This window comes from Flavobacterium sp. FlaQc-48, from assembly GCF_044007335.1.
In the GTDB taxonomy this organism is placed as follows: domain Bacteria; phylum Bacteroidota; class Bacteroidia; order Flavobacteriales; family Flavobacteriaceae; genus Flavobacterium.
Genome location: NZ_JBIPCR010000005.1, coordinates 105,316 through 117,237, shown reverse-complemented (window position 1 = coordinate 117,237; position 11,922 = coordinate 105,316). Strand labels below are relative to the sequence as shown.

Genomic DNA, 11,922 nt, shown 5'->3' with positions numbered 1-11,922 from the left:
CCATAAATAAAAAAAGACCTTCAAATTTGAAGGTCTTTTTTATGGAATTTATTTTGTACCTTTGAACGTACAAAAAAATGTACGCTATAATTTAAGTAAAATGAAAGCAATAACAATTTCTACATTAAGAAAAAATATAAAAAACTATTTTGATGAAGTATCTGAATCATCAGAAATTATTGTTGTTCCAAGAAATACAGAGGAAGATGCAGTTGTAATAATTTCTATGAAAGAATACAACTCAATATTAGAAACGCAGCATTTATTATCAACTAAAGCAAATAGAAACAGGCTTGGTGAATCTATTGAGCAATTAGAAAAAGGAAAACTTATCTCTTATAATATAGACGAATTATAATTGATAGTATGGATATTTGTTTTACTAAAAATGGTTGGGAAGAGTTTGAATTCTGGATTGAAAATGATACTGACACTGCAATAAAAATAAAAGAATTAATTAAATCAATTAGAGAGAATCCATTTAAAGGAATTGGGAAACCAGAACCTTTACGTCACGATTTAAAAAGTTTTTGGTCGCGAAGAATTAATGGCGAACATCGATTAGTTTATAAAGTTTCAGGAACTAAGGGTTTAGATCAAAAGTGCGTAATTATACAATGTAGATTTCATTATGATGATTAATAATACAAAAAAGACCTTCAAATTTGAAGGTCTTTTTTGTATCAGCATCTTTGTTAACGTTTTTAAACTTTGATAAAGATTATTATAGTCTAAACAAATTCATATCCGGCATAAACCTGTTCTATCTCTTTCATAACAGCAAACAAATTCTCAGGTTCATCAGTAGTAACCAGTTTTTGTTTGTATTCTTTAAACGAATGAATTCCTTTAAAATAATTGGTATAATGACGACGCATTTCAACAATTCCAAGGCGTTCACCTTTCCATTCCATCGACCACATAAGATGATTTCTGGCAGCTTCTACACGATCAGCAACCGTTGGGGCAGGCAAGTGTTCACCGGTTTTAAAATAATGCTTGATTTCGTCAAAAATCCACGGATAACCAATTGCGGCACGACCAATCATGATTCCGTCAATACCGTATTCATTTTTATATTTTAATGCTTTTTCAGGACTGTCGATATCGCCATTTCCAAAAATAGGCATTGTAATTCTTGGGTTGTTTTTTACACGTGCAATATGCGACCAGTCAGCGTGGCCTTTATACATTTGTGCGCGGGTTCTGGCGTGGATCGTCAAAGCCTGAACGCCAATATCCTGAAGTCTTTCAGCTACTTCATCAATGTTGATCGAGTTATCATCCCAACCCAGACGTGTTTTTACAGTAACTGGTAAATCAGTACTGCGAATAACCGCCTTGGTCAAACGCACCATCAAATCAACATCTTTCAAAACTCCTGCTCCGGCACCTTTACAAACTACTTTTTTTACCGGGCATCCAAAATTAATGTCTACTAAATCCGGTTTTACGGTAGAAACAATTTTAGACGAAAGCGCCATTGCTTCTTCATCACCACCAAAAATTTGAATTCCAACAGGACGTTCGTAATCAAAAATATCCAGCTTCATTCTACTTTTGATAGCATCACGAATCAATCCTTCAGATGAAATAAATTCAGAATACATCATGTCAGCACCATGCGTTTTGCATAATCTGCGAAACGGCGGATCGCTCACATCTTCCATCGGTGCGAGTAATAAAGGAAATTCGGGTAATTCTATGTTGCCAATCTTGACCATCTTCAATATTTTGTGCAAAATTACAACATTTAGTTTAATTTGTACCAAATTGAGGTTCAAAGGTTCAGAGGGACAAAGCTGCAAAGGTTTTTAAATCCAATAAATTAGATAGTTGATTTATAAAAAGGGTTGGTTTTCATATAGTTTTGCAGTGTTTTGTCATTTGACCGAAGGGAGAAATGACACGTAGAAGACTTTTACCATGTAGAGAGAAACCTTTGTCCCTCTGAACCTTTGCATCTTTGCACCTATATTAAGACCTATAATCAAAAAACCGAATAGGTTTTCTACTCATTGGGTTAAAAACCAAAGGATTCAAAGTTTCTTTTGATGCGAATTCGATCTTTGGTGTTACTCTTAATTTAGCTCTGAAGTGATCTTTAATTTCCTGTAAAAATTCAGCAGATTGATTTTTTACGGCAATTTTTATCACGATTTCATCCGTGCCCAAATCGTTGGTCGAAATTTCAATAATGTGATTTTCGATATTATCAAAACCACTTAAAACGTCATTCATCGCTGGCGGATAAAGTGTTGTGCCTTTGTATTTGATCATTTGTTTTTTACGTCCTACAACTGGTCCAACACGCAACGTATTTCTGCCACAAGCGCAAGGACTATTGTGCAACTGAACAATATCGCCGGTTTTAAAACGTAATAGCGGCATGGCTTCGATCCCTAAAGTGGTAAAGGTTAATTCGCCAACTTCGCCATCTTTTACCGGAATATTGTTTTCGTCCAGTACTTCTACAATAATCAGCTCGGGATGATGATGACCACCATTTCCGTGTTCGCATTCTGTAAAAGCAGTACTCATTTCTGTAGAAGCATAAGTCGAAAACAATTTAATGTTCCACTTTTCAGTAATTTTATTAGACAAAATATTCATCGAAAAATCCTGGTTTCTCAAAGATTCTCCAATGCAAATTGCCCCTTTTATGCTTGAATTATTATAATCAATCCCGTGGGCTTCGGCATATTCAATTAACTTTAGTAAAAAAGAAGGAACCGTAATTAAATAGGTTGGTTTGTATTTTAAAATAGAATCCCATTGTAGTTCCGGAATTCCGGCACCAACACGAATAACACCTACTTTTAGTTTTCTAAGACCAAGAAAATAAGCCAGGCCAGCCATAAATTTTCTGTCGATTGTGGTCATTAATTGTACAACGTCACCTTCTGTAATTCCGGCACAGGCAAACGAAATAGCTTCATTATATGCAAGACGGTCTAAATCAGAATCGGTTAAGCCAAAAGTTACCGGATCACCTAAAGTCCCTGAAGTAGAGGCATAATCGATGATTTTATTTTGCGGAACACACAAAAAATCATCATTGTATTCTTGTAAATCTTCTTTAGTCGTTACAGGTAAAAATTGTAAATCCTCCAGCGTTTTAACTTTTGAAATATCGATATTCTGTCCGGCAAAAAGGCGTTTGTAAAAAGGAGAATGCTGACTGATGTATTGTAAGAGTTCCGTTAATTTCTGCTCCTGAAAATTTTTAATTTGTTCTAAAGAATCTTTTTCTATTAATGGAATCATTGTAATTTTCTTTTGATTTTTTTTAAATATTTTTCAATTGCTGTTTTATCAGGAACTGTTGTAATTTCTTTGGTTAGTGCTTTTTCAAAATTAGCCTGAGAAAGCCGGTATTCTTTTTTTTGATAAAAGTACAACCCTGCTTTGTAATACACAACCCAATAATCAGGGTTTAAGGATTGATATTCTTGAATAAATCCAGGACTAATAAGTTCCTTGTTTTTTAAATATAAATCTATCTTATGATCTTCAATTCTAAATTTTTGATAGTTTTTATAGGTAGCTGTTTCCAGAAACGGATCTTGGGGAACATTTAAATTTTTTTGTTGAAACGAACCCATTGGTTTTGTCTTCATTCCTTTAAAGATCGAATCGAGATTGTAGCATACAAATTCGCCTAATTGATACGGATTTGCCGAAACCCAAACGAGTTTTTCTTTTGGTTTAAAAATAACTCCGTGATGTGCCATCAATTGATTCAGTGCTTTTTCATTACCATAACCCAAAGGGATATTTTGTAAACCATCCTTATTTCTCAGGATTTGGGATGCCACTTTAGGATTGATTTTTGGATTTTCAGCAAAAAGTTCCTGCATTCTGTCAAAGCGGTATTTCGAATGACTATTGGCAATTTGAGATTGGTTTTGCTCTTCGTTTTTAAAAGCATCACTCTGAAAATGATTGGAACAAATTAACTGATTTGTATTGGGAACGTCATAAACGTCCATTTTTTTGGGAGACACTTCAATCAAAATTGCTTTGTTATCAAGGGCACTTCCAACCATTATCGATTCTGAAACAAAAACAGCTGTCTTTTTAGCGATTGCAATTGCTTCCTCAATAGTTGCAGCGTGTTGTAATATTTCACGGGTCAGAATCGAAATAGGTGTTTTGGCAATCATCGGGATTTTAGATTTTCCGGCATTAATCGTAACCGTTAAACCTTGTTCGTTCATTCCGGAAACAGCACCAATCATTCCCGGCCAGGTCACCATCATAAATTGATGGCCTTCTTTTGGGTTTATAAACGCGACGATTTTATTTTCTGCGAAAGCGTCATTTACATAAAAGTCAAAATTGCGTCCGAGGATTAAATTTCCATCTTCCGATTTTTCTCCCCAGGCAGCAAAAGAGGAGCAACCCACCAAAGCCAAATCCTGCAAAGCGTGACCTATATCGTGCGCCCCATGCAAGTACAAACTGCGCTGATATTGTGGAGCAATATTGTCAAAATCATGAGAGGTATATTGTGAAATACCATAAATTTCGGTTTGATATTCTTCAGGAACATTCAGATATAATTTGCGATTGTACCATTTTAGAAACTGCCTAAGAATTTTTTGCTGAAATTGCGAGGGAATTATATCTTGTATTTTGGAGAAAAAAATATGCTCCTGATTTTTTAAAAGCGAATCAGACAAAGCCCCTGTGTTGAGTCCAATTTCTAAAGGATCGCCTTCGACATACAATTCCCAAAGGCCCTGTTTATTTTTTAAAAGCGAATTTTGGCCTGAAATAAAAATGCTGTCAGATAGTTTGGTTACAATAGGTTTTGCACCATTAAAATTTGAAACTTCAGGTTGATGATGCATGGATTTTGATGTTCCGCACGAAGCCAACACCAATAAAAAACTAACGAAAAAATATAAATTTATCCGGCTTTTCATATCCCCACTTTTTATTCAGATGCTTTATTTATTTTGGTTACTAAATATTCTTTTCCCACAATTTCTGAACAGGTTACCACCGCACCAATCGTTACGCCTAAAACACCATGCATGTTAATACTTTGACCTGTAAGATATAAATTATCCAGTTTGGTTTTTGACGGGATCAGGGTTTTCATTGGGTTATTGGAATCTTTAACATAACCGTACATATTTCCATTATCGCCGCCAATATAATCGCGATAGGAGAGTGGTGTCGAAGTATGCATGGATTGAATGCAATCTGAAATTCCGGGAAATTTTATTTCAATTTCTTTCAAAAATTTTGCTGCTTTTCTCGACTTAAACTCTTCGTAGCTTTCTCCACGATCGTTTTCTTGGGCAGTTGTATTAAAGGTGTCCATCCAGGGCGCAACATCGTCATATTTCATGTAGGTGATAAAAGTCATTCCTTCTGCCCATTCTTCCTGCTTTTTTGAAGCGTTCATTGATGCCATAAAAGCTTTTGGCCAGGAATCTTCATCATAATCATGAGAAGTCCATACTTCGGTGCTTTTCTTAAAATGGTAATGATTATGATTGATGTATTTAAATGTTTCAGGTTTAAAAACGATGTACAGACTAAAGGCCGAAATAACGCCTTCGAGACTTTGAACCCTACTGTAAAAAGATTTCCTGAAGTTTTCTTCGCCAGCCATTTTCAGTGTTGTTTTTGGTTCGATGTTCGAGATGAAAAAAGAACCTGAAACCTGAGTACCATCTTTCATGTCTACAGAAGTTACCTTTTTATCTTCGACATTGAATTTGGTCACTTCTTTGTATTTGTAAAATTCACCGCCGTGTTTTTTAAGCTGTTTTAAAAGTTGCTTTGTGATCTGACTTCCGCCATTAATACAGCGCCAGGAACTTTGTATGTATGAGTTTACAGAAAGTGCATGAACATAAAAAGGAGATTTGTCAGCAATTCCGGCATATAAAAAATTTGAACCCGCAAGAACAGCTTTCAGTTTTTCATTTTGCGTGCATTCCTCGATGGTTTGTTTGGCGTTAAGCCCCAAAATTTCATTATCGTATTTTCCTTCCCATTCTAAATTATATAGTGGAAAAGATTCACAAATTGTTTTTATTTTATTGCAATACTCTTCGATGTTGGCTTTTTCTTCAGGGAAAAAACGGACTAACTGATTGGCAAAATTATCATAACCCTGTGCATGTGGATATTCGTTTTCATCATCATCAAAAGAAATGATATCGAAACCATTCTCATCTAATTTTTTGAGGTTCAAATGCTCCATAATACCCAAATATTTAAAATATTGGTATAAGTTTTGTCCTTCCTCGAGGCCTCCGATGTAATGAATTCCAGTATCAAAAATGGTCTTATCACGTACAAAAGTTTGGAGATTGCCACCATATTGATTGTTTTTTTCAAGCACACAAACGCTATAACCTTCCTTGGCCAGAATAATTGACGAGACTAAACCGCCTAAACCGCTTCCAACAATTACTACATCGTATTGCTCTTTCATGCTAATTTTTATTTAATACGATTATAGAATGTTCATCCAAAACAGATTCAAAACCAAGATTAATCAAAGTGTTTTTTAAACCTGAGGTATTGATTAAGATAACTGTTGAAGATGTCGATACAATTTTCTCCAGATCATCTTTATACTTTTCATCAGAAATTAAAACCGCATCATATTCATTTGGCAAAACTGATTCTATATGATTCAGATAAGAAATCTTTCTCTTTTTAAGGAAATAATTGGTTTTGGCAACTTCTGTTTTTTCTTCGTCAGCAATAAAAGAATAGATCTTTCGCTGTGGTTCCTGCAAGGTTAAAAGCACATCTAATTGACCATAATCATTAGATAGATGCAATATTCTGGCTTTCTCCGAAAGATGCTTATTAAGCTGATAATAAGTTTCTAAATTATTTTTCAGGTCGTTTTTGACACTGCTTGTAATTTCCGTCTCTTTGTAATCATAACTATGAATTACCATCTTTTTGAAATAATCAGGACCTTCTAATTGCTGACGAATTTTACGATATTCCTCTTTAAAAAACGAACTTATTTGTTTCGTTCTTTCTACATAATTTTTTCCGAAAGAAAGGTTGTCCGGAGAAATCCTTTTTAAAATAGAAAGTGTAAGATAGCTGTGATGAATTACAAAATCGCCTTTAGGAATGGCTTCTGAAGCACCATGAATTACAACAGGAATAATATCCAGCTTAAACTCTTCTGCCAGATAGAAAGCACCTTTATGAAAACGTTTAATCTGATTGCTTTCTGAACGTGTCCCTTCCGGAAAAACCATTAACGAATATCCTTCCTTTACCTTTTGGCGTAAATGTTCAACTCCGCCTTCAATACCTTCAGAAACCGGATAAAAACCTGCTTTTCTTACCGTACCACCAAAAATAGGAGAATTGTAAACCCAGTCGCTCACCAAAAAGATAATTTTCGGGCTCAGCATTCCCATAGCGAGAATATCAATAAACGACGAATGGTTGGCAATGATAATCGCCGGTTTTTCGAAAGTTTCATGATATTTATTAATGACTTTTTTATGTATAAACGGATTCGAATATAAAACCGATTTCATGAATTTTGAAATGAAATATCGGAATCCCTTCATTTTCGTTTTTTCATTTATTGGAAGAATCGGCATGATCGTGATGCTGAAAAGCGACATCAAAATACCACCAAGGCCATAATATGTAAATGAGATTACACCGTGAATAAATGTTCGCAATACAAACGGCGGATTTCCTTTTTTCGAGCGATTTGATATAAATAGTTTGAACAGGATCGGGTAGAAGATAAATGTAATAATGAGCGCAGCAAAAACGCCAATTAAGGAAACAGATGAGATAGATCGCAGCGCAGGATGGCTTGCAAAAATCATAGCACCAATTCCTAAAATAGTGGTAATTACAGCCAGAATGATAGAGGTTCTGTAAATCGCAATTTCGTTTTTTCCGTTTGTATATTCTTTTTGAAGCGCACTGGTCATGAAAATACTAAAATCGACACCGTGACCAAAAATCAATGTACAAACAATCATACTAAAAATGTTCATTTGAATGCCAAAGATTCCCATAATTCCTGCCGTTACAATTCCCGTTAAAGCGATTGGAATACAACTTACAATGACCAGTTCGATTCTTCGGAAAAAGAAAAACAGAATTAAAATTACGGCAATGAAGGAATAATTGACCAGCGAATTAAAATCAGTTTTTAAAGTGCTGAAAAATGTTTCATTCATTTGCTGACGATCAATGGCTATCAGGTTATTTTTGGCTGAAGCCGATTTTACAAAAGCATCCCGTTGTTCCGGTGTAACTTTTACCAAAGTAGAAATCGTGAAGAAACCTTTTTTTTCCGTTACAAATTCTTTTAGTTGCAAAGCCTGAACTTTTAAATAATCCTGGGCTGAAATAGGCTTGAAATTAAAATTTAAATGATCAAAAAAGGATGCATAAGTTGTGGGTTTAAATCCGAGTTTTGAACCTTCGGCAATTAGCTCCGATTGTAAAAGCTGTTTTTTATTAGTATCCCAAAACGAATTCCATTTGTCGATTTTCTGTTGTTGTGCGGCCTGTGAGAGCATAATTCCGCCAACTGAACTGAAATTCAATATTTTGTTGGTTTGTTTTTCCTTCGATAAATCAGCAAAAAGAGTACTGTTATTGTGCAAAACTTCCTCCATACTTTTTCCGTACGAAGCGACATAAATGGTCTTAGATGTTAAACTGGTGCTTTCTTCGAGATCTTTTTCGGCGGTTTTGATTTCCTTTGGAACAAAATTCAACTGCGATAAATCGTTATTAAAACCAACATTGTTGTAAGTAAAACAACAAACGAGAGTAATTAAAACACAAAAACCAATCAGGTATTTATTGTTGTGAAACGAGAAATGAGCCAGTTTATCGATCACATTTTTCTTGTGTTCGAAATTGTTTTCTTTGGGTTTGTACAAATGCGGAACAATCAAAAGTGAGAAAAATGCAGAGGCCATAACAATTACAGCAGCAAAAATCCCTAAATCGTTTAACGCATCAGATTTTACAAAAAGCAAACATAAAAAAGCAACGGCCGTTGTTGAACTGCTCATAATAACAGGCATTGTAATGTCTTTGTACAATGTTTTTACATCGCTGTTATGTTTGTAATGTGTGAGAATATGTATGGAATAATCAATGGTGATGCCTAATAGGATGGATCCAATTCCGAGAGAGATCGCTGAGATTTGTTCTTTGACAAAATACAAAAATGCCACGGCGAACAAAGCGCCAAAAACGGTTGGAAGAAAAATGATTAAGGGAATGAATATTTTTCTGTAAAACAAAATTAAAATCAACATTAACGTAATCATCGCGATAGTTGTCGTTAAGATAATATCACTTTTAATTTGATTGGCATTGGCAACTGCAATCAAAGCAGAACCGAAATAACTAATGGATGTTTTGCCTTTGAATTTCTGATTTAAATTTTCCTGAATCGATTTTAATTTTTCGGCAAAAAGGGTGTTTTTTTCTGTTTCGCTCGACGAAATATCAGAGGTGATGAAAAGCAACAACTTCTTTTTGTCTTTGGTCATTACAAAACCATTATCGAGCGTGAAATCGTCACCAATATTTAATTGTTGTAATTTTTTTAATGCGATAAAAGAAATGCCAAGCGGATCCTGCAGGATAAAATCTTTGGTAATAAATCCTGACGGGGAAATAATAGATTTGTAATTTCCCTGAACCGTTGCTGCAATACTGTCTTTTTGAAGTTTGTTCTGAATGGCATCATAATCTTTATTTTCCAGAAAAAGAGGCAAATTATGGTAAACAAAATCAATAGTTTCCTGAATATTTTCTTCGTCAATTTTACCCTGAATTCCGGTGATGTAAGGTTTGCAGGATTTAGCAACACTATCTGAAAATAGAGTTGCCATTTCTTTTAAATCTTCATCAGTTCCGTTTTTATCCAGTTTGAAAATAACGGTAGTTTTATCAGCAAAATTAAGTTGTTTGAGCACTTTTGCCGTAACGTCAGCTTTATCATTTGTTGGAATAAGCTTGGTAATGTCTTCTTCAAATTTAAGTTGAGAAGCAAAAAAACCAAAAGCCAGGAGCATCAGAATGGCCAATACAACCGATAACGTTTTTCGTCGGTTTACAAATAAATGAATGGCGTAGAAATAGTGATGCATGGTTTTTTTATTAATGTTTTTTGCCACGAATTGCACTAATTTTCATTACTTAATTCTTGCTAATTTGTGAAATTTGCAGCAAACTTTTTACGTTATATTCCTTTTATTCCCGGAGCTAAAAGCGGTTAAAAGTAAATAACTTATAAGACCGGACGATAGCGCCAAAACGGATGCTAAAATAAGACTTCCCGCGATATATTGTGTAGCATTTTTTTGAATATCGTCAAGTGTGACTGAACTATCTAAAATTAAAGGGGCATCATTCGATACAAAGTAGCTTCCCATTTTTAAAGAACCGTAGATAATAAAAGGGATAAAGGGAGGAAAACTCACATTTGATGCCAGATAAGCAATGACTTTATTGAGTCTGAATAGAGCTGCAAAAGTAAAAAGCAAAACCGTTTGAAATCCCCAAAAAGGAGAAATTCCGACAAAAACACCTAAAGCAATAGATGCCGATTTTTTAAAATTAGAGTCGGAACTTTCTAAAATGTCTTCCAGAAAGAATTTTTTAAAGCCTTTTTTTTTTGCTCTTCTAAAAAAATCACGGGGTTTGATGTACAACAAAGCGTTGATGACCAAAACGGTATTTAAAATGCTGATTCGGGTAAAATCCTTGAAAGGACGAAAATGCGAAACACGTTCTGCCGGATCATACAAAATGCGGATTGGAATATTTTTAACTACAATTCCTTTCCATGCAGACCGTACAATGACTTCAATTTCAAACTCAAATTTATTGGTGTAAAATTGTTTCGGAATCAATCGTAACGGATAAGATCTAAAACCGGATTGTGTGTCTTCGAGGACAATTCCGGTTTCAAACTTAAACCAGAAATTCGAAAATTTGTTTCCAAAACTGCTTTTCTTTGGCACATTTTCCTGTGTCATGTTTCGGCTTCCAATTAATAAAGAATTGGGTTCGTTTTGGATTTCCTGAATAAAATTAGGAATGTCAGAAGCAAAATGCTGTCCATCAGAATCGATCGTGATGGCATATTCAAAATTCATTTCGATTGCTTTTCTAAAACCATTTCGGAGCGCCCTTCCTTTTCCTAAATTTTGAGGATGATGAATTTGGGTAAGCTCCGAATATTGTTTTAAAATTTCGTTTGTTGTATCTGTTGAACCATCATTGACGATGATAATATCAGAAGTAAAATCTAAAATAGAATCCAGCACTTTTTTCAACGTTTTGTGATTATTGTACGTTGGAACAATAACACAAAAAGGCGTTGAATTAAGTAATTCCTGCTGAGATAAAGTTGGTTGCATTAGGGATTTTTTTCTTTACCTACTTCACGAATTGCTTTTCTTTTTCAGAGAAACTTTTCGATTGTAAAACAAAGTCTTTTAGGTATTCTTTTAAAACACCAGTTTGCTCCGGGTAGTGTGCTGTGATGAATTTTTTATCTTCTTTAATGTTTTTTTTGTAGCCTGTAATTCCCGGAACATCTTCCTGGATACTCAATCGGATCATTCTGATTTCGATATTGTTAGGGTCACTTTTTAAAGTTGCTTCAAGAAGTTTTGCGCCTTCTTTAAAGCGCGAAATTTTACTGCCTATCAGGTTTTCAAATTTAGAATCTACTAAAATTGAAGCCGCTTTGTAGGCCACTAAAATTTTTTCATCGTTGTTTGAAATCGCAGAAAGTTTTTCTGTGAATTCTTTAGCATTTGCTTCTGATTTTGCAACATCAGGATAGATCTTTCGGATAGTAGCCAAATCGGGTGTGTTGGCAAAATTTATCCATAATAGTAATGATACTAGTAATTTCAT

At 34.6% G+C, this 11,922-nt stretch carries 9 protein-coding genes; 2 read left to right on the top strand and 7 right to left on the bottom strand.

What is annotated here, in order from left to right:
- The first annotated feature begins 100 nt into the window (after positions 1-100).
- Both ACHRWY_RS09945 and ACHRWY_RS09940 read left to right on the top strand, forming a co-directional pair.
- Positions 101-358, top strand: a complete 258-nt coding sequence (locus ACHRWY_RS09945; RefSeq protein WP_395354230.1) for a type II toxin-antitoxin system Phd/YefM family antitoxin — start codon at positions 101-103, stop codon at positions 356-358.
- Between the two features lie 8 nt (positions 359-366).
- Complete coding sequence (locus ACHRWY_RS09940; RefSeq protein ID WP_395354229.1) at positions 367-642, top strand: Txe/YoeB family addiction module toxin; 276 nt, start codon at positions 367-369, stop codon at positions 640-642.
- Between the two features lie 89 nt (positions 643-731).
- On the opposite strand, the gene dusB is transcribed toward ACHRWY_RS09940, so the two are convergent.
- The 7 genes from dusB to ACHRWY_RS09905 form a co-directional block, all read right to left on the bottom strand.
- Positions 732-1,724 (bottom strand): tRNA dihydrouridine synthase DusB, encoded by a 993-nt coding sequence (gene dusB, locus ACHRWY_RS09935; protein WP_395354228.1) that lies wholly within the window; start codon positions 1,722-1,724, stop codon positions 732-734.
- A 253-nt stretch (positions 1,725-1,977) separates the two neighbouring features.
- Positions 1,978-3,267 carry a phenylacetate--CoA ligase family protein gene (locus ACHRWY_RS09930; protein WP_395354227.1) on the bottom strand — a complete coding sequence of 430 codons (1,290 nt, stop codon included), beginning with the start codon at positions 3,265-3,267 and terminating at the stop codon, positions 1,978-1,980.
- On the bottom strand, positions 3,264-4,931 hold the full coding sequence (locus ACHRWY_RS09925; protein ID WP_395354226.1) for a C45 family autoproteolytic acyltransferase/hydolase: 1,668 nt from the start codon (positions 4,929-4,931) through the stop codon (positions 3,264-3,266). Before ACHRWY_RS09925 ends, ACHRWY_RS09930 begins: the two co-directional genes overlap by 4 nt.
- Before the next feature lie 11 nt (positions 4,932-4,942).
- Positions 4,943-6,460, bottom strand: coding sequence for a phytoene desaturase family protein (locus ACHRWY_RS09920; RefSeq protein WP_395354224.1), 1,518 nt, complete (start codon positions 6,458-6,460; stop codon positions 4,943-4,945).
- 1 nt (position 6,461) lies between these two features.
- Positions 6,462-10,142, bottom strand: a complete 3,681-nt coding sequence (locus tag ACHRWY_RS09915) for a 1-acyl-sn-glycerol-3-phosphate acyltransferase (protein ID WP_395354619.1) — start codon at positions 10,140-10,142, stop codon at positions 6,462-6,464.
- Between the two features lie 87 nt (positions 10,143-10,229).
- Entirely contained in the window at positions 10,230-11,417 is a 1,188-nt protein-coding gene (locus tag ACHRWY_RS09910; RefSeq protein ID WP_395354222.1) for a DUF2062 domain-containing protein, read from the bottom strand.
- Positions 11,418-11,436: 19 nt separating this feature from the next.
- Entirely contained in the window at positions 11,437-11,922 is a 486-nt protein-coding gene (locus ACHRWY_RS09905; protein WP_395354220.1) for a hypothetical protein, read from the bottom strand.